The organism is Paenibacillus sp. J22P59 (assembly GCF_059383895.1).
The window spans coordinates 1-20,331 of record NZ_JBXENX010000010.1 but is presented as its reverse complement, the minus strand read 5'-3'; the positions used below and the strand labels follow the sequence as shown (position 1 = coordinate 20,331).

Sequence of the window (20,331 nt, the reverse complement as noted above, 5' to 3'; positions counted from 1 at the left end):
GGTGGATACAGCAATGGCGTTACTGAGACAGTTTGAATGGGCGGCCATACAAATGCTGGCGCAGCCGTTCTACTATATTTCAGTTTTATTTATTCTTTTGCAATATACCCGGCAGATTCGCCTTGAGAGGCAGCTATTTGCCGTCAAGCTCCATCAATGGCCTAGACTATTAGGCCGTGCTCTGCTCGCTGGACTGGGAGTAGGGATAGGCGCATCTATTATTAGTGTATTTATTGGCATAAGCTTAACTTCAGAAGCCGTAATTTGGCTCTGGTGCACGGCTTTCATACTCATGCTGTTCCGCATCCGCTATCTGTGTTTTGCCTATGGCGCTGGTGTTCTTGGTCTGCTGCAATGGATAGTGGGCTGGACGGCTCTAGCTGATCAAAGCAACTGGTTAGGTGCGATGGCAAGGTCGTTAGAGCAGATTGACATGGTCGGCCTCTTTCTGTTGGTTGCTCTGCTCCACCTTGCTGAAGCGCTTCTGGTTAAACAGCAAGGGGATAAGCTCGCAACTCCGTTATTTCTGGAAGGCAAAAGAGGCAAGTTGGTCGGCGGTTATATGCTGCAAGGATTCTGGCCGGTACCGCTACTGCTGCTAGTTCCTTCTGCAAGCGGTGAAGCTAGCGGATTGCCGTGGGATACTCTCCTTGGAATGAATGGATCACAAGGCTGGGCGGTGATTGCCCTGCCAATGATTATAGGCTTTAGCGAACTGACCCGTTCTATGCTGCCGCGTGAGAAAGCACGCCATGCAGCCAAAGGGCTGCTATTGTTCAGCTTGTTGCTTACAGGCGCTGCATTGTTGGCATGGTGGCTGCCGGTACTTCTGCCGCTCACGGCACTCTGCTCGCTATTGCTTCATGAAGTCATTATATGGAGAAGCCGTTCATTCGAAGCGCGGCAAAGTCCGTTGTTCGTGAATGATCAGCGCGGCCTGCGCATTCTGGGTATTGTTCCGGGAACGCCTGCAGAGGCATTAGGCCTGGCTGCTGGTGAAATTATTGCCAAGGTCAACGGCAATCGTGTCTTTACAAAGGAAGACCTGCATGAAGCTTTGCAAAGCAATTCTGCGCTTTGCAAGCTGGAGGTGCTCAATCTTGCAGGCGAAGTGAAGTTTGTTCAGCGGGCACGTTATGCGGGAGAGCATCATCAGCTTGGCGTAATCTTGGTACCGGATGAGCAAGCGAACTATTACGCTTCGGCTGAGCCTTCTTCATTATTTGATCTGCTTCGCACAAGAAGGACTGCGAATCGTCGAGGAGCAGCATCCCCTTTTGGAGATAACAATGGAGCTTCCAAACCACACTAAATAGATGATAGGAAAGGCTTTGTTCTAAGTGCAAGCGCTTAGGAACGAGCCTTTTCCCTTTTATGAACTATGTTTAGCCCATCCAAACCTAGTAAGTGTGGTCTTATAACTAAGAATTGCAATCGCACTCTTATGAGACTATAATATTGGTGGGAACAAACATTCGCTTCGAACTGCTTTAAATAACTTTTTCTGCTTGTTTTGCGGAATTTTGACTATAATGATGGATAGAGAAATATGGGGACGGAGGATGGAAATAATGGTGGAGCCAATACCCAAGAAATTTGATTTGCAATCGGAATATACACCACAAGGCGATCAGCCTGAAGCGATACGCCAGCTTTTGGCAGGCGTCCAAAGCGGCGAAAGACATCAGACGCTGCTCGGTGCGACAGGTACAGGCAAGACCTACACCATCGCGAACGTGATCGCAGAATTGAATCGGCCTACATTGGTGATTGCACATAATAAGACGCTTGCTGCTCAGCTATGCAGTGAGTTCAAGCAGTTTTTTCCGGATAATGCCGTTGAATATTTCGTCAGTTATTATGATTATTTTCAGCCAGAGGCTTATATCCCATCGACGGATACTTATATTGAGAAGGATTCGAGCATTAACGATGAAATTGATAAGCTTCGCCACTCAGCGACCAGTGCATTATTCGATCGGCGTGACGTTATTATTGTAGCGAGCGTCTCGTGTATTTATGGCCTCGGTTCGCCGCAGGAGTACGGAAGCCTGGTCCTTTCCCTGCGAGTAGGGATGGAGAAGTCTCGAGATGCGATTCTTCATAAGCTTGTCGATATTCAATACCAGCGCAATGATATTAACTTTGTTCGCGGAACGTTCCGTGTCCGCGGTGATATTGTTGAGATATTTCCTGTTGCCAATAATGAGCGGGCGATGCGAATTGAATTGTTCGGGGATGAGATTGAACGGATTACAGAGATCGATGTATTAACTGGCGAGATTGTTGGCGAGCGCGAGCATGTCGCTATTTTTCCGGCATCTCACTTTGTTACCAAAGAAGAGACGATGAAGGTTGCTCTTGTGAATATAGAGCGAGAATTAGAGGAACGGCTGGCTGAGCTAAGAGAGGATGGCAAGCTGCTTGAAGCGCAAAGACTGGAGCAACGGACGCGCTATGACCTGGAGATGATGGCAGAAATGGGCTTTTGCTCCGGGATCGAGAACTATTCAGGGCCATTGACCTTCCGAGAGCGGGGGGCAACGCCTTACACGCTGATGGATTATTTTCCGGATGACATGCTGGTCGTTATTGATGAGTCGCATGTATCGCTGCCGCAAATTCGGGCGATGTACAATGGTGACCGAGCACGTAAGGAAATGCTGGTCAATCATGGCTTCCGTCTCCCTTCGGCGATGGATAATCGGCCTTTGAAGTTTGAAGAATTCGAGAAAAAGGTAAAACAGCTTGTCTACGTATCTGCTACGCCAGGACCTTATGAGCTGGAGCATTGTCCAACTATGGTGGAACAGATTATCAGGCCAACTGGTCTAATTGACCCTATTATTGAAGTGAGGCCTACGAAAGGCCAGATCGATGATCTGCTTGTAGAGATTCGGGATCGGATAGCGAAGGATGAGCGTGTACTCGTAACGACGCTTACGAAGAAGATGGCGGAGGATTTAACGGACTATTTCAAAGAGATCGGCATCAAGGTGCGTTATTTGCATTCGGATATTAAGACACTGGAACGGATCGCTATTCTACGTGATTTAAGGCTAGGTACCTTCCATGTGCTGGTCGGTATTAATCTGTTGCGGGAAGGGCTTGATTTGCCAGAGGTATCTCTTGTCGCTATTCTTGATGCGGATAAGGAAGGCTTCTTGCGTTCGGAGCGATCCCTGATTCAGACGATTGGTCGGGCGGCACGTAACAGTGAAGGCCGCGTAATCATGTATGGCGATAAAATAACGGATTCCATGGATAAAGCACTCAAAGAGACGGAGCGGCGGAGAACGATCCAGTTAGCCCATAATGAGAAGTATGGCATAACGCCGCAGACGATTCGCAAGAAGGTCAATGATGTGATCGAGGCGACGAAGGTCGCGGAGAAGAAGGCGGATTATTTGACCGGGGTTGGCACCGACAAAATGTCGAAGAAGGATCGCCAATCCTTGATCCAAAGGCTGGAAGCAGAGATGAAGGATGCCGCGAAGAATCTCCAATTCGAGCGGGCTGCCGAGCTGCGTGACGCTTTGCTTGAACTGCGTGTTGAAGGTTAGACGAGGGTAGTAGGAGGAGGACATTAGATTGGCTAGCGACAAAATCGTTGTAAAGGGTGCGCGCGCCCATAATTTGAAGAATATTGATGTTACCATACCGCGCGACAAATTTGTTGTGCTTACAGGGCTTAGCGGTTCTGGCAAATCCTCATTGGCGTTTGATACTATCTATGCAGAAGGGCAGCGCCGTTATGTAGAATCACTCTCTGCGTATGCCAGACAGTTTCTTGGACAGATGGAGAAGCCGGATGTCGATTCTATAGAGGGCTTATCCCCTGCTATATCTATTGACCAGAAGACGACGAGCCGTAATCCTCGGTCTACAGTCGGTACTGTAACCGAGATTTATGATTACCTAAGACTGCTGTTTGCTCGAATCGGCAAGCCCCATTGCCCTGAGCATGGAATAGAAATTACCTCACAGACCGTTGAGCAGATGGTCGACCGGATTATGGAATACCCTGAGCGGACGAAGCTCCAAATATTAGCGCCGCTTATTTCCGGGCGTAAAGGCGAGCATCTGAAGCTGCTGTCGGATATTCAGAAGCAGGGCTATGTCCGCGTAAGAGTGAACGGTGAGATTCGAGAGCTCAGTGAGAAGATTGAGCTGGAGAAAAACAAAAAGCACAGCATCGAAGTGGTTATTGACCGTATCGTTGTCAAATCAGATATAGAAGTCCGTTTGGCGGATTCGATAGAGACAGCGCTTAAGCTGGCGGATGGCCGCGTTCTTATTGATATCATGGATCAAGAGGAGCTGCTGTTCAGCTCTAATCTTGCTTGTCCGGAATGCGGCTTCAGCGTAGAAGAGCTGGCGCCGAGAATGTTCTCCTTTAATAGCCCTTATGGCGCTTGTCCGGAATGCGATGGGTTAGGGGTCAAGATGGTCGTCGATCCAGATTTGCTCGTCCCGGATGGCACCAAATCAATTAATGAGGCGGCTTTTTCGGCTTGGGCAGGCAGTACATCCAATTATTATCCGCAATTTCTAAGCTCTGTCTGTGAGCACTATGGCATTCCTAAGGATGTGCCGGTGGAAGAGCTTACTGCAGAGCAAATGAAGAAGCTCATGTATGGTACTGGCGGGGAACGGGTACGTTTTCTTTATGAGAATGATTTCGGTCATCGGAAGGAAGCCTATGTGCCCTTCGAAGGCATCGTACACAACTTGGAGCGTCGCTATCGCGATACGGCTTCTGACTCGATGCGTGAATATATTGAAGGCTATATGAGTGCGAAGCCATGCGGCAGCTGCAAAGGCCAGCGGCTGAAGAAGGAGAGCCTCGCCGTCACAATCAATACTCAGAATATTGCTTATGTGACGTCGCTCTCGATCGGTGAAGCACAACGTTTCTTTGACTCTTTGTCACTTGATGCGAGAGAACGCCAAATCGGTCAACTAATCCTTAAGGAAATCAACAGCCGCCTTGGATTCCTTGTTAATGTAGGGCTGGAGTATTTGTCCATGAGTCGTGCAGCTGGTACATTATCTGGCGGCGAGGCACAGCGGATTCGCTTGGCAACACAGATAGGCTCGAGCTTAATGGGCGTTTTGTATATATTGGATGAGCCAAGCATCGGCCTGCATCAACGGGATAACGACCGTCTCATTGAGACGCTGGAGCATATGCGGGATCTCGGCAATACGCTGATCGTCGTCGAGCATGACGAAGATACGATGCTTGCTGCTGATTATATTATTGATATTGGTCCCGGAGCCGGTATTCACGGCGGCATGGTGATTGCTGAGGGTACCCCTGCCGAGATTATGAAGGATGACAATTCCCTTACGGGACAATACTTGAGCGGCCGAAAGTTCATCGAAGTACCGCTTGAACGCCGGAAGCCAAGCGATAGATGGCTGGAGATTCGTGGTGCGAAGGAGAACAATCTGCGAGGAGTCAATGTAAAGATCCCACTCGGAATATTTACAGCGGTGACAGGTGTATCCGGCTCAGGCAAGTCGACTCTTGTGAATGAAATTTTATATAAGACGCTTGCGCGCGACTTGAATAAAGCGAGGACTCGCCCTGGCGTATACAAAGAAATTCGCGGCTTGGAGCATTTGGAGAAGGTTATTGATATTGACCAATCTCCAATTGGACGTACTCCAAGGTCGAACCCTGCCACGTATACGGGAGTATTCGATGATGTACGTGATTTGTATGCGACGACGAATGAATCCAAGGTGCGTGGCTATAAGAAGGGACGCTTCAGCTTTAATGTGAAGGGCGGGCGCTGTGAGGCCTGTCGAGGAGATGGCATTATTAAGATCGAGATGCATTTCCTGCCTGATGTTTATGTGCCATGTGAGATTTGCAAGGGCAAACGCTATAATCGCGAGACGCTTGAAGTGAAGTACAAGGGCAAGAATATTGCCGAGGTGCTAGAGATGACCATCGAAGATGGCTGCAAGTTCTTCGAGAATATTCCACGCATTCATCGTAAGCTTCAGACGCTGCTGGATGTTGGATTAGGCTATATGAAGCTTGGACAGCCAGCTACTACGCTGTCTGGTGGGGAAGCGCAGCGCGTTAAGCTGGCTTCAGAGCTTTACCGTCGCAGCACAGGCAAGACACTGTATATTCTTGATGAGCCTACAACAGGCTTGCATGTGGATGATATAGATCGACTGCTCACTGTTCTGCATCGACTGGTTGAATCAGGCGAATCTGTACTTGTTATCGAGCATAACCTAGACGTCATCAAGACAGCTGATTATTTGATCGATCTTGGTCCAGAAGGCGGCAATGGCGGAGGAATGATCGTTGCTTCCGGAACACCAGAAGAAGTAATCAAAGTTGATGGCTCCTACACGGGCAAATACTTGAAGCCCATTATGGCACGTGATTACGAACGAACTGTAGCCAAGCATAAGTCGCAAATAGGCGTAGGCGCTGGAGCAGTAGAATAGATTAGTTGAATATGTACAAAAAGTTATCTTGGTATTAGTATTAAATCACTAGTACCAAGGTTTTTTTATACGTTAACCTGGTTGTTTATTGGTGCTAACCCTATTAACTTCTTTGGCGTAACTGAAATGGGAATAGCGCGTCTAAATGACCAAACATTGATTTGTGTATGGATGCTGTTATAAATGTTGGAAGAGATGGACATTTTATATTTGCAGGGCAGATTAATCGGGGTCAGGAGAGCAGCTATTCAGAAGATCCTTAGGCTTGGCAGTTCATCATAATGAATTGTTAAATTAGCAAATCGTGACAAACTTGTTACGAAAGCAGAATCGGACTTGCATCGGAAGCAAGTTGAAGCTAACATAGAAGTAATATAGGCTACGTGCGAATAAAAGGGGGTCACTCGATGTTTTTGGCAGCAGAAGAGGCGGCGGCACAGTCGACTAGCAATATCAATACGTTCGATTGGTTTATGCTTGCGTTTACAATCCTTATTGCAATCGGTCTTTTCCGGCTTTTGTCCGATCGTTCGAAGAAGAATATTTTTGCGATCGGTTTTACGGTTGTATCGTTGGGATTGTTCCTCTACATTGATTACATCATGATTTTCAAATTCTGGTTGGCATAAGAACAAGAAGGGCCCGTCGGCTTAGTCGATAGGCTTTTTTTTGTTGTATAGCGAACACTATACAAAGATATTAAAAAAGCAATTCGATCAGCTACTCATTAATCATCTCTATAACGAAAACCCTTCGAATTCAATTCGAAGGGTTTTCGTTGTAACTATATAAGAGCCGTTCGCAGAACTAAACCCACCACATTTCACCAATCGGATCTTTAATTAATACCTGCTGCAAGTTTTGGACAGCTTTTGTGAAGCCTTCATCTACGGACATTAAGCCATCTTCATGCTCGATGCTAACCACATAATCATACCCCACAAGTCGAAGTGCACTAATAATGTCAGCCCACACCTTCATATCATGTCCATAACCGACTGTACGGAACTGCCAAGCACGATCAAGCATCAGGGAATAAGATTGCATATCAGTCACACCGTGACGATTAACATTGATCGGATCGATTGTTGTATCCTTCGCGTGGAAGTGATGAATCGCTCCTTCTCGTCCGAGAATATGAATAGCTTGCACCGGATCAATACCTTGCCACCACATATGGCTAGGATCAAGGTTGGCGCCGATCGCTTTGCCTGTTGCTTCACGAAGGCGAAGCATAGTAGCCGGACTGTGAACGGAAAAGCCGCCATGGAGCTCTAAGCCGATTTTCACACCACTTTGTTCAGCGATTGATCCGATCTCAGACCAATATGGTATAATTTTTTGCTCCCATTGCCATTTAAGCACTTCTTGAAAATCATTAGGCCAAGGAGCAACCGGCCAATTCGGATATTTCGCATCCTCATGATCACCTGGACATCCAGAGAACGTATTAACTACAGGCACCTCCAGACGATTAGCAAGCTCAATTGTTTTACGAATTAGAGCGTCATCGGGAACTGCTAGTGCTTTTTGCGGGTGGAGTGGATTAGCATGGCAGCTCAGCGCACTTATCATTAAACCACGGGATTCCACAGCATGTTTAAACGCTTTCAGCTTGCCTTCATCAGCAAGTAATGTGTCAGGATCACAGTGTGCATTTCCTGGATAGCCCCCAGTGCCAATCTCTATTGCATCAAGTCCTTTGGCAGCAATATAATCCAGTGTTTCCTCGAATGGTTTTTGTGCGAACAAAACTGAGAATACCCCTAATTTCATTATTTATTCATCCTCCTATATATGCATCAATCGAAATGGTTAATCTGGCGTTATTATATCATTCACTCTTATTTCTTACCTTATGATTACGAAAGAAATGCCAAAATCACATATAAACTAGACAAATGCTATGCAGGTTAGTTAAATGACGAATCGTTCTGTATCAAAATGCAGCTACAACTATAATACTCACGGTAGCCGCTAAAGGTTATGAATGGAAGCAGGCGAATATGGGGTGCGCTCAAGCGGGTGCTGACAGAAAAATACTCACATAATGTCGACATTCCAAAAATTCTATCATTATCCATGTTAAATATATGATATACTATCAAAAGTTTATGTTAAATCATGATAAATTAAAGAATAATTTAGGAGAGTGAGAGAGTGAGAAAAGGCTTGCTTCGCGCTTGTGCCATTATTGTTATTGGAGGAGTACTAGCAGCAGGAACAGCATTGGCAGCTGGAGGGACAAGCACGGGCTCCGTATCTATGAAGGCGGTCAAAATTAATGGAGAGGTTTATGTAAAGGCCTCGTCTTTGACCAGCACCTTGGGAGGCTCGGGTACGTTCAATGCCTCTAGCAAAACTTATACGTACAAGCCGGACGATGTCCCCTCTGTCGTGAAGAAGGTATCGCCTTCTGTAGTAGCGATTATTGGGAAGTCATCAGGCGGTGGAGGTGACGACCGTTACGCTCTGTCGCATGGCACGGGCGTTGTAATGAAAGCGGACGGTTGGATTCTGACCAATGCACATGTCGTTAAGGATATGACGAACATTACCGTAGTTATGGCGGATGGCAAGCAATACAGCGGTAAGAAATCGAACATAGATGAAATCAGTGATTTGGCGCTTGTCAAAATTAATGCAAAGAAGCTGCCTGTGGCTAAGTTTGCATCTACGCCATTGAAATCTGAAGTGGGCGAAACGGTCATTGCGATCGGTACGCCAGTATCCTTCACCTTGCGCAACACTGCTACGACGGGAATTTTAAGCGGCATGAATCGGTCGGTATCTTCTTATTATAAGCTTCTTCAAACCGATGCAGCTATTAATCCAGGTAACAGCGGTGGACCGCTAGTGAACATGAAAGGTGAGGTTATCGGAATTAATTCGATGAAATTTGTCGATGCAAGCATTGATAACTTGGGCTTCTCTATTCCCATGGACACTGTCAAGTATGTAACCGATCACTTCTTCAAATACGGTACGGTTAAGCGGGCATCGCTCGGAATGGATCTGGAAGAGAGCTGGTCGGCGATCGTCGGGCTGCCTACCTCTGATCCGTTAACGGTTGAAGCAGTGAAGTCCGAATCGGCCAAGAAATTGGGCATTCAGGTAGGCGATGTCTTATATTCGGTGGCGGGCAAGCAAATTTCCTCCATCGTAGAGCTTAATGAGATTTTGAAGGGCTACCTGCCTGGACAGCAGATTGACATCATGATGATGATTGATGGCGATCTCGTAACACGCAAGCTGACGTTGTCAGCTGGATAAAATTGCACTATTTGATCTAATACAAACTAAGGGAGTTGCTTTAATTGAACACGATTAAAAAGAAATCACTTTTGGCTTTGCTGCTTGTTGTTATGCTGGTTGCCACGATGCTGCCAGCAGCAGCATTCGCGGCTGATTCATCGAGCACGGCGGTTGAAGTCAGATTGAAAACAGGAAGATCCTCTGTAACCATTAACGGTGAATCTATAACGGTACAAGCTCCATTCGAGAAGAATGGTACAACAATGGTTCCTTTGAGTGTAATTACAAAGGCATTTGGCGCAGGCTTGAAGCTTGAGAATAATAAAGTGATTACTTTAACTTATAACGATAAGAAAGTTATCGTAACGATTGGCAGCAAGACAGTCAAAGTAAATGGTTCAGCGAAGACGGTAGCGGTAGCTCCTGTTATCTTGAAGGGGACTACAATGGTTCCGGTAAGGGTCATTGTAGAGGCATTCGGTGCGACTATCACGAAGGACAATGCGACGAAAGAAACCGTTATTACTGGCGTGGCTTCACAGAAAACAGGATCAGGAGAAACGACAATTGATTCTGATTACGGTAAAACAAAAGTAGGCGACAGCTACCTAGGCTGGTCTATGAACTACCCTCCGGGCTTGGTCCTGCTGGATCAAGCGGATGATGGGAGCTTCGTCCTATGGTCGAATGCCAAAAGTTCATCTAGCGTTATTGTAGCGAGCGAGCAGGTTAGCGGTGAACTAACGACTGAGGAAATCCGTGAGAAGCTGTACGCATGGACAGATGAAGATGAGATTACGCTTGATAAGCGTACCATTAACGTGGGCGGACTCAGCTTTGAGAAGCTGGTTACACGAGTGAAAAAAGATGAAGTCGTGTATGAGTACCGTGGGATTCAAAAAGATGACATGCTTTATATCGTGATATGCGGCGTAAGCGGAACGAATAAATCCGTGCTTGATTCTTATCAATCGTTGCTGAACAGCTTCACTCCTTCCTTCGATAACTCAGACAAGACATTGAAGGATATTACGAAGGTAGTAGATGGACAATTAACTATTCATGACAAGGATTATGGTCTGACGGTTAAATTGCCTACAGGTTGGTATGTTAATAGAAATGAAACTAATCCTCAGTTTGTTAGTGCGAATGGGTATTTAGCTTTTGATATTTCTTCGCTAACTGATAATGATACTTCGGAGAAATGGGCGGCTCGTCGGGAGACGAATGTGACGCAGGATTTCAAATCGGATTATATCCGTAACATTAATAAATCCACCATTGCTTTAAAAGATGGTACAGCACAGGTATTGAGCTATGAGTATACAACAGACAAAAAGAACTGGTTCACGACTAATGAAGTATTTCTAATTGTTGGCGAATACCGTTACTCTGTATTCTATCTGTACCCTAGTAAGCTGGGAACGCAAGGAAATACCATTTTCCAACAAATTATGGCGTCCCTTGATATTGATACAAAGTATGTAGAAGATAACTTTGGATTAGTTGAAGATGATTATGACAATGTGGACCGTTCGAAAAAAGTAACGAAAAAAAGCAATACCTACGGTTACTCCATCGAAATTCCTGCTTACTGGTATGGTGTGGAGAACAACTTTGAACTAGAAAGCGTATGGTATACCTACAATATTGGTTATTTGAACGTTGAAGTATTCGAGGACGCAGATCGCGCTAGTGTAGCGGCATTCTATGCAAAAGAGCTGGCGAAGGAAGGCTACCAGATTAAGGAGAATGGCATTGCGAGCGTTGCCGGAGTAACAGCAAGCAAGCTGGTCGTTGCCCAGTTAGAACCTACGGGCGTTCCTCAGACAGAATATCTTTACATGGTGGAGCATAAAGGAAATGTATTGATGTTCAGATTCATCCTGAATGACTCCAATGCGACAGCAAGCGCATTGCAGCGTATTGATGATGCGTTGAAATCAGTTCGTCTCTTTTAATAATGCTTTGAAGTCTATTATCTTCTACTAATAAAAACAGCTGGCCCTATAACAGGGGCTGGCTGTCTTTATTTTCATAGTAAGTATGAGCATCTGCCAGTAATGTGTGGTGGCATCTGACGCTTCGGTTTGTTACACTAGCAGTAACAGGTGTAACATTGGAGGATGAAATAAAGAATGACTATTGATATAAAGAGAGCAGATATTGAGCTGCTGGCACCAGCCGGCGATTGGGATTGCATGCGTGCGGCGGTAGCTAATGGCGCGGATGCGATTTTTTTTGGCGTAGAGAAGTTTAATGCCCGCGCTCGTGCGAACAACTTCCGCAGCGAGGAACTGCCAGAGATTATGGCTTTTTTGCATAGCTATGGTGTGAAGGGTTTTTTGACTTTTAATATACTTGTATTTGAGGACGAGCTTCGCGATGCGAAGCAGCTCATTCAGATGTGCATAGATGCAGGTGTAGATGCTGTTATTGTGCAGGATCTGGGTCTTGTTAAAGTTATTCGTGAGCTGTCGCCGGACTTCCCGATTCATGGCTCTACCCAGATGACGATTACGTCGCCAGAGGCCGTGGAATTCACGAAGCCTTTTGGTTTGGAGCGTGTTGTGCTTGGGCGTGAGAACAACTTGAAGCAGATCCGCAAGATTGGCGAGCAGGCGAAGCTTCCTATGGAAGTGTTTGTACATGGCGCTTTATGCGTGTCCTATTCGGGACAATGTCTAACCTCTGAGATGTGGGGAGGACGTTCTGCCAACCGGGGCGAGTGTGCTCAGGCTTGCCGTTTGCCTTATGACCTGATGGTTGATGGAGAGGTTAAGCCAATGGGTGACGTAGCGTACTTGCTGTCGCCAAAAGATTTGGCCGCTATTGATCTTGTACCTGATCTCATACAAGCGGGAGTGACCTCCTTCAAGATAGAGGGGCGTCTCAAAACCCCAGAATACGTAGCCAACGTTGTAAGCAAATATCGCAAGGCGATTGATAAATATTTTGATGGCGATTTATCTGCCCCTTCGAAGGAAGAGGTTCGTGAATTGCAGCAGAGCTTCTCGCGCGGCTTCACGCATGGCTTCTTGGATGGAACGAACAATAAGATGCTTGTTGAGGGAACATTCCCCAAAAGCCGTGGCGTCTATATCGGCCGAGTAGAGCGTATTTTGCGCGATGCAGTAACCGTTCGTCTGGATGCGCCGCTCAAACGCGGTGATGGCATTGTGTTCGATGCGGGCGATCCAACGAAGAAGGAAGAAGGCGGACGTGTCTATGATATCCGCAGACAGGGCGTCAAGATTGAAGGCGAAGCGCAGGAAGGCACGCTGCTTGAGCTCGTTCCCGGACGCAACGACGTTGATCTGCGCAAGGTGCATGTGGGTGACCGTGTGTGGAAAACCAATGACCCTGCCCTCGATAAGCGGCTCCGGGCTTCCTTCGAGACAGAGAAGCCATACCGTGTATTCCCTCTGCAGTTGAAAGTAGAAGGCGTGTTAGGGGAGCCGCTTCGTACTTGGTGGACGGATGTGCAAAAGGGTACGACGGTGGAAGTAGCTTCTGAGCTATTGCTTGAGCAAGCGGCGAAGCGTCCGATGGATGCGGCACTGCTTGAGGATCAGCTCGGCAGATTGGGTGGAACGGTCTATCAATTGGATCATATGGAGGTTACCCTTGAGGGTGATCTGATCGTCCCGATTCGTGAGCTGAACAGGATGCGCCGCGAAGCGGTAGAGCTTCTGACAGGAGAACGTCCGAAGCCTCCTATTTATGTGAAGAATCTGATTGATCCATTGGATGACAGCCATTTGGCGAGTCATGCTCCTAAGAATGAACCCGCTGCGGCTCCAAAGCTAACGGCGTTATGCCGTAATGTGGATCAGGTTCGCGCAGCCGTGCTGACGGATGTCGAGATGATTTATGCTGATTTTGAATTTATTAAGCAGTTCCCGGCAGCTATTGAAGTAGCAAGAGCTGCTGGTAAGCCGATTGCTCTGGCAACGCCGCGCATTCATATGCCCGGAGAGAATGGCTACCATGCGAATATATTGAAGCTTCAGCCAGACGCAGTGCTTGTTCGTAACACAGGTGCTTTATACTACTACCTGCGTGCGCGGACTGCCAATCCGGATCAGCCGTTCCCACGTTTGATTGGTGATTTTTCGCTCAATGTGGCGAATCATAAGGCAGTCGAATTGTTCGCAGAAGCGGGCTTAGATATGATCACGCCTTCTTATGACCTGAATATTCAACAGATGGTAGACCTGCTTACTCATTCGGATACATCACAGCTAGAGGTTGTTATTCAGCAGCATTTGCCGATGTTCCATACAGAGCACTGCGTCTATTGTACGTTCATGAGCGAAGGCACAGACTTTACGAACTGTGGCCGTCCATGTGAGGACCATCACGCATCCCTTCAGGATCGGATCGGTATGGCTCATCCTGTACGTGTCGATGAAGGCTGCCGTAACACGGTTTACAATGCGATCGAGCAATCGGGCGCTGAATATATTCGCAATTTCCTAGAGCTGGGAGTGCCATCTTACCGCGTTGAATTCCTGGAGGAGACGCCGGAAAAGGTACGCGAGGTGCTTGAGTTGTACCGGGATGCCCTTGATGGACGCATTAGCGGAACAAAGGTATGGAAGACGTTGAAAGCAACGAACCAGCTAGGCGTAACGCGCGGACAACTGGTGAAGAAGTAAGACAATCGGGCGGCCGCGAATAAATGGCTGATTCATGAACCTATGAAGTGAGGTACAAGAGCGGATGGACGGAGCATGGTTTGCAGGTTGGAGACATGTGTTTAAGCTGGACCCGGAACGGGAAATATCGGATGAAGCGTTAGATGCTATATGTATGTCGGGTACAGATGCGATTATTGTAGGGGGCTCCAGCGGTGTAACATTTGAGAACACGGTTGATCTTATGTCCCGTATTCGGAGATATGAGGTTGATTGTGCACTTGAAGTGTCCACTATGGAGGGGGCCGTTCCAGGCTTTGATGGTTATTTCGTCCCTATCGTGCTGAACACGGATCGCTCTGAATGGATTACAGGCCGTCAGACGGATGGACTAAAGGAGTACGGTGCTTTTATTCCATGGGAAGAGACGGCAGCACAAGGATATATTATATTGAATAGCGAGTCTACTGCAGCACGAATTACGGGTGCCCAAGCGAATCTGGATGAACCCGCATTTATTGCTCATGTCCAGATGGCGGATCGATTAATGAGGCTGCCCGTCGTCTATATTGAATATAGTGGCTGCTTCGGAGATCTGCGGCTCGTACAGCAAGCTCGGAACACAGTGCGTCAAGCAAAAGTGTTCTATGGCGGAGGTATCGACAGCGCTGAAAAAGCAAAGGAAGCAGCAGAAGCGGCACATACGATTGTGGTTGGAAATGTGATCTATACCGACCTGGAAGCGGCGTTATCTACAGTTGCCGCGGTGCGCGTGTAGTTCAGTAGTAGGGGAAAGGAGAGCTGTTCTGGCAGGCATCAAGAGATAAACGGATGCTTGCTGGTACAGCTTTTTTTTGAGTGCCCTCTGCCATTATTTTTTTCATTTCTCAAATTGACACTAGGCAGGCCGTTGTCTACACTGGAAGTAGGCGAACAAATGCGAACAAACCTTTAAAGGAGTACGATTATGTTTAATCCAATTAGTATCGAACAGGCGGTTCAGAAGTTGAATCCCCCTCAGCGGGATGCGGTTCAGGCAACAGATGGGCCGTTGTTGATTATGGCGGGAGCGGGCAGCGGCAAGACGCGCGTGCTGACTCATCGTATAGCCTATTTAATTGAAAAGAAGCGTGTCGCTCCTTGGAGTATACTTGCGATTACCTTTACCAATAAGGCAGCACGGGAAATGCAGGCCAGGGTTGCAACCTTGATCGGGCCAAGCGGACAGGATATTTGGGTATCGACCTTTCACTCGATGTGCGTCCGTATTTTGCGTCGAGATATTGATCGTATCGGATTCACCTCTAACTTCTCTATATTGGACTCGGCTGATCAATTATCTGTCATTCGCAATTGCATGAAGGATCTGAATATCGACACGAAGAAATTCGAGCCCAAAGCGGTACAGGCTGCGATGAGCGGAGCGAAGAATGAATTATTAACGCCAGAGCGCTATGAACAGAAGGCTGGCGATTATTTTACAGATATTGTGACCAAAGTATATAAGATGTACCAGAAGCGGCTGAAGAGCAACAATTCCCTCGATTTCGATGATCTGATTATGCTGACAATTCAACTATTCGAAGAAGTGCCGGAAGTGCTGGAGTTCTATCAGAACAAGTTCCGTTATCTTCATGTAGATGAGTATCAGGATACGAACAGAGCGCAATACATGCTATGCCGCATGCTGGCTGACAAGCATCATAACATATGTGTAGTAGGGGATAGCGATCAATCCATCTACGGGTGGCGCGGTGCTGATATTACGAATATTCTCAACTTCGAAGGCGACTACCCGGAAGCCCGGACGATTATGCTGGAGCAAAACTATCGCTCGACCTCCAACATTCTGGATGCTGCGAATGCCGTTATTAATCTGAATACTGGCCGCAAGCCGAAGAAGCTGTGGACAGATCAAGGTGCAGGCGACCTGATCAATGTATATATGGCGGACTCTGAGCATGATGAAGGGTATTTCGTGACCAGCGAGATTCGTAAAAATGTGAATGGCGGCAGCAAATTCGAGGATCATGCGATTTTGTACCGTACGAATGCCCAGTCTCGGGTTATAGAGGAAATTTTGATTAAGTCGGATATCCCTTACCAGATTGTCGGAGGAATTAAGTTCTATGATCGCAAAGAGATCAAGGATCTGCTTGCTTACTTGCGGCTGATCTCCAATCCGGATGATGATATCAGCCTGCAGCGTATTATCAATGTTCCTAAGCGTGGAATTGGCGATACGACTGTCGGCAAGCTGGCAGAGGAGGCTTTCCGCCGTGGAACTTCTATTTATTCAGTGCTAGGAAATATGCAGGGCATCGACATTAATGCAAGAACCGAAGGGCTTCTTCACGAGTTCCGGGATACGATCGATAACCTGACACAAATGGTTGATTATTTGTCTGTAACCGAGCTGACTGAGAAAATGCTGGAATTGACCCAATATCGAATGGAGCTTCAGCGTGAGAAAACGTTGGAATCAACAGCGAGATTAGAAAATATTGATGAGTTCCTGTCTGTGACGCTGGAATTCGAGAAGCGCAATGAGGATAAGACGTTAATCGCTTTCCTAACGGATCTGGCGCTTATTGCTGATATTGATTCAATGGATAAAGCAGACGAAGAAGGCAATGCCGTTGCTAAGGACTCCGTCGTACTCATGACGATGCACAGTGCCAAGGGCTTGGAATTCCCTGTTGTCTTTATTATTGGCATGGAGGAAAGTGTATTCCCGCACAGTCGCGTACTGAATGATAATGAAGAGCTTGAAGAAGAGCGCCGTCTTGCTTATGTAGGTATTACTCGTGCTGAGAAGCAACTGTTTCTTACATGCGCAAGAATGCGGACTTTATTCGGCCGTACCAGCTCGAACCTTCCTTCGCGATTCCTTCAAGAGATCCCTGATAGCGTAAAAACAGGCGTATCTCCTGCTGGCACGATTGGCCGTTCGGGTGCAAGCTTTGGCGGAAGCCGCAGTGCAGCTAGCTCGGGCAGCTCCTTCGGATCAGGACGATCCTTTGGTTCTCCGGGAGCAGGAGTACGCGCACCGGGAGTTGCCGGTGCAGGTGTTCGCGTGAGTACTCCGCTTGATGCGGCAGCAAAAGCCGCGCAAGGTGGCAGTGCTGCCAGCGGTTTAGGTGATCGACAGTTCGCAGCTGGTGACAGAGTGGCTCATGGCAAATGGGGCGAAGGCGTAGTTGTATCAATAAAAGGTTCAGGCAATGATATGGAGCTTCAGATTGCTTTTCCAGCTCCAGTTGGAGTTAAAAGGCTGTTGGCCGGATTTGCGCCGATCACGAAAGTTTAATTATAGGAAGGGGAGCCTCCGTGGACGCTCATTTGGAAGGAACGGCAACAACAGCGCAGCTAGCGCGTATGAAAGAGCTTGCAGCGGAGATATCCGCACATAACTATAAATATTACACGCTTGATCAGCCTTCAATCAATGATGCAGATTATGACAAGCTGTATGATGAACTGGTCGCAATTGAGAAGAGCAGCGGTGTTGTTCTGCCTGACTCACCTACACTAAGAGTAGGCGATCAGTTGCTGAAAGGCTTTGAGCCGTATAAGCATCGTGCGCGCTTGTGGAGTTTGGATAAGGCACAGAGCGTAGAAGATGTGCTCGTATGGAATCAGCGTGTACTGAAAGGAATAGCAGATTATAACGCCAAGCATCCTGAGGAGGAGCCTCTCCCAGCTCCAAAGTATGTTATTGAGCAGAAATTCGATGGCTTGACGCTTAATCTGACCTATGAGGATGGTCAGCTTGTTCAGGCGTCCACTCGCGGCAATGGTACAGTAGGCGAAGGCATTCTAGCGCAGGTGCGTACGATTCGTTCGGTGCCGCTCTCTATTCCTTTTACAGAAGGCATTATTGAGGTGCAGGGTGAAGGCATTATGAATCTGTCTGTTCTGGAGCGTTATAATCAGACGGCTGTGGAGCCGCTTAAGAATGCCCGCAATGCCGCAGCAGGCGCCCTTCGCAATCTCAATCCCAAAGTTACTGCTGAGCGGAAGCTTGATGCTTACTTCTATAACGTTGGTTATGCGGACGGCATCTCGTTCACAGACCATCAAGAGATGCATCAATTTCTGCAGCGTAATTTATTTAAGGTAAATCCCTATGCGGTCTACGCAGATACGATAGAAGAGGTTCAGAATGAGCTGGTTACGATAGCAGAGCGCCGTTCAGGCCTTGATTACTTAATAGATGGTGCTGTTGTGAAGGTCGTAGATATGCGTACGAGAGAGGCGCTTGGCTATACAGATAAATTCCCGCGCTGGGCAGTTGCGTTCAAGTTCGAGGCGGAAGAAACGGCTACAGTGCTGGAGTCCGTCTCATGGGAGGTAGGGCGCACGGGCAAAATAACTCCAGTCGCGCGAGTTGAAGCTGTCGAACTGGCGGGGGTTACGGTTCAAAACTGTACACTTAATAATATTGGTGATATTGAGCGCAAGAATCTCAAATTTGCATTAGGAACGCTCGTCTCCATCCGTAGATCGAATGATGTTATACCTGAGATTCTTGGTAAAGTAGATGAGGAGCCGGGACAAGAAATCGTGTTTCCTGTAATCTGTCCTTCCTGTGGAACGGAGCTTGTCCAGCGTGGGGCTCATCTATTCTGCCATAATAAGCTAGGCTGCCGCCCGCAGATTATTGGCCGGATTACGCACTTTGCTTCGCGTGATGCGATGGATATCGAGACCTTTAGCATTATGACAGCTGAGCAGCTGTATGGGGAATGCGGTGTAAGAGACCCAGCTGATTTATATGCATTGGATTATGACGATCTTATTAAGCTGGAGCGATTCGGCGATAAGAAAGCGAAGAAGCTGATCGTTGCCTTTGAGAAGTCCAAGGAGCGGGATTTGGCCGCATTCTTGTTCGCGCTAGGTATTCCGAACACGGGAAAAGCAACTACAAAGATGCTGGCTGATCACTACGGCAATTTAACCGCTATTATGGAGGCATCGGTTGATGAACTCGTAGGGTTGCCGGATATCGGAGGGATTGTTGCAGAGAGTATCGTGACTTATTTCAACGATCCGATCATGCGAGACAGCATTTCCCGTATGCTTGAATATGGCGTTAAGGCGGAGGCTGAGCAGCAAGCCGTCATTCGACAAGATCATCTATTTAGCGGGAAAACAGTTGTATTGACGGGAACCCTTTCTTTAATGTCGAGAGACGAGGCAGCTAAGAAGCTAGAGGCCTGTGGCGCAAAAGTATCAGGCAGTGTATCCAAGAAGACGGACTTTGTTATAGCGGGCGAAAGTGCTGGAAGCAAGCTGACTAAGGCACGTGAGCTTGGTATTACGATCATTGAGGATGAGGCAGAGCTGCTTCAATTATTAAATCAAGGGTAATGATAGAAAGGGCGTCTTGTCTGCTTATTCGAGCAGATAAGGCGCTTTTTTTATTACAAGTAAATACGTGATATCGTTTGTCAAATTTTACAATTTGTAATTCAAGGACAGGCATGGTATATTATTTCTTGTCGCTTCTGAGACAAACAAATTAACAACAAACACACAAACAAATGTGAAATAAGTTGTTGACAACGTCTTAGAAACCTGATAGTATAACATCTTGTCACCGACAAAATGTGACAAACAAGTTCTTTGAAAACTGAACAAATGGATCACGTCGAATCCAAACAAAGTTTTAACATAGCTAGTTAAGTTATGAGCAATCAACACTTCCGAGATCTTCGTATCAGCTTTTGGCTGATAAATGAAGACTCGATTAAATGGAGAGTTTGATCCTGGCTCAGGACGAACGCTGGCGGCGTGCCTAATACATGCAAGTCGAGCGGGATTGATTGAAAGCTTGCTTTCAATCAATCTAGCGGCGGACGGGTGAGTAACACGTGGGTAACCTGCCCGTAAGACTGGGATAACATTCGGAAACGGATGCTAATACCGGATACACAACTTGGTCGCATGATCGAGT

The 20,331-nt window shown here is 47.1% G+C and carries 11 protein-coding genes and 1 rRNA gene; 11 read left to right on the top strand and 1 reads right to left on the bottom strand.

Features of this window, described 5'->3' with window-relative positions; genetic code table 11:
* Positions 1-13 precede the first annotated feature (13 nt).
* The 4 genes from AC50YO_RS17900 (at position 14) to AC50YO_RS17885 (ending at position 7,106) form a co-directional block, all read left to right on the top strand.
* The gene (locus tag AC50YO_RS17900; RefSeq protein ID WP_494849289.1) at positions 14-1,312 is read left to right on the top strand and encodes a PDZ domain-containing protein; all 1,299 of its coding nucleotides are present in this window, start codon (positions 14-16) and stop codon (positions 1,310-1,312) included.
* 259 nt (positions 1,313-1,571) lie between these two features.
* Entirely contained in the window at positions 1,572-3,563 is a 1,992-nt protein-coding gene (gene uvrB, locus AC50YO_RS17895) for an excinuclease ABC subunit UvrB (protein ID WP_494849288.1), read from the top strand.
* 28 nt (positions 3,564-3,591) lie between these two features.
* Positions 3,592-6,477, top strand: coding sequence for an excinuclease ABC subunit UvrA (uvrA, locus tag AC50YO_RS17890; protein WP_494849286.1), 2,886 nt, complete (start codon positions 3,592-3,594; stop codon positions 6,475-6,477).
* Between the two features lie 407 nt (positions 6,478-6,884).
* Positions 6,885-7,106: a hypothetical protein gene (locus AC50YO_RS17885; protein WP_494849285.1), complete on the top strand. Its 222-nt coding sequence runs from the start codon at positions 6,885-6,887 to the stop codon at positions 7,104-7,106.
* Positions 7,107-7,284: 178 nt separating this feature from the next.
* Here AC50YO_RS17885 and AC50YO_RS17880 read toward each other — a convergent pair whose 3' ends face one another.
* Positions 7,285-8,253, bottom strand: coding sequence for a sugar phosphate isomerase/epimerase family protein (locus AC50YO_RS17880; RefSeq protein WP_494849283.1), 969 nt, complete (start codon positions 8,251-8,253; stop codon positions 7,285-7,287).
* Between the two features lie 384 nt (positions 8,254-8,637).
* Here AC50YO_RS17880 and AC50YO_RS17875 point away from each other — a divergent pair, with 384 nt between their 5' ends.
* The 7 genes from AC50YO_RS17875 to AC50YO_RS17845 all read left to right on the top strand — a co-directional run.
* On the top strand, positions 8,638-9,750 hold the full coding sequence (locus AC50YO_RS17875; RefSeq protein ID WP_494849282.1) for a S1C family serine protease: 1,113 nt from the start codon (positions 8,638-8,640) through the stop codon (positions 9,748-9,750).
* A gap of 44 nt (positions 9,751-9,794) precedes the next feature.
* Positions 9,795-11,693 (top strand): copper amine oxidase N-terminal domain-containing protein, encoded by a 1,899-nt coding sequence (locus tag AC50YO_RS17870; protein ID WP_494849281.1) that lies wholly within the window; start codon positions 9,795-9,797, stop codon positions 11,691-11,693.
* A gap of 177 nt (positions 11,694-11,870) precedes the next feature.
* Positions 11,871-14,393, top strand: coding sequence for a U32 family peptidase (locus AC50YO_RS17865; RefSeq protein ID WP_494849280.1), 2,523 nt, complete (start codon positions 11,871-11,873; stop codon positions 14,391-14,393).
* Between the two features lie 64 nt (positions 14,394-14,457).
* Positions 14,458-15,150, top strand: coding sequence for a heptaprenylglyceryl phosphate synthase (gene pcrB, locus AC50YO_RS17860; protein ID WP_494849278.1), 693 nt, complete (start codon positions 14,458-14,460; stop codon positions 15,148-15,150).
* A gap of 189 nt (positions 15,151-15,339) precedes the next feature.
* Positions 15,340-17,682 carry a DNA helicase PcrA gene (gene pcrA / locus AC50YO_RS17855; RefSeq protein ID WP_494849276.1) on the top strand — a complete coding sequence of 781 codons (2,343 nt, stop codon included), beginning with the start codon at positions 15,340-15,342 and terminating at the stop codon, positions 17,680-17,682.
* A 68-nt stretch (positions 17,683-17,750) separates the two neighbouring features.
* Entirely contained in the window at positions 17,751-19,745 is a 1,995-nt protein-coding gene (gene ligA, locus AC50YO_RS17850; RefSeq protein WP_494849576.1) for an NAD-dependent DNA ligase LigA, read from the top strand.
* Positions 19,746-20,125: 380 nt separating this feature from the next.
* Positions 20,126-20,331, top strand: a 16S ribosomal RNA gene (locus AC50YO_RS17845); the annotation flags it as partial.

Bases quoted from the DNA above. Each gene is read 5' to 3' on its own strand.
- AC50YO_RS17900 (WP_494849289.1), top strand. From the start codon at position 14: ATGGCGTTACTGAGACAGTTTGAATGGGCGGCCATACAAATGCTGGCG.
- ligA (WP_494849576.1), top strand. From the start codon at position 17,751: ATGAAAGAGCTTGCAGCGGAGATATCCGCACATAACTATAAATATTAC.
- AC50YO_RS17885 (WP_494849285.1), top strand. From the start codon at position 6,885: ATGTTTTTGGCAGCAGAAGAGGCGGCGGCACAGTCGACTAGCAATATC.
- AC50YO_RS17880 (WP_494849283.1), bottom strand. From the start codon at position 8,253: ATGAAATTAGGGGTATTCTCAGTTTTGTTCGCACAAAAACCATTCGAG.
- uvrB (WP_494849288.1), top strand. From the start codon at position 1,572: ATGGTGGAGCCAATACCCAAGAAATTTGATTTGCAATCGGAATATACA.
- pcrA (WP_494849276.1), top strand. From the start codon at position 15,340: ATGTTTAATCCAATTAGTATCGAACAGGCGGTTCAGAAGTTGAATCCC.
- pcrB (WP_494849278.1), top strand. From the start codon at position 14,458: ATGGACGGAGCATGGTTTGCAGGTTGGAGACATGTGTTTAAGCTGGAC.
- AC50YO_RS17865 (WP_494849280.1), top strand. From the start codon at position 11,871: ATGACTATTGATATAAAGAGAGCAGATATTGAGCTGCTGGCACCAGCC.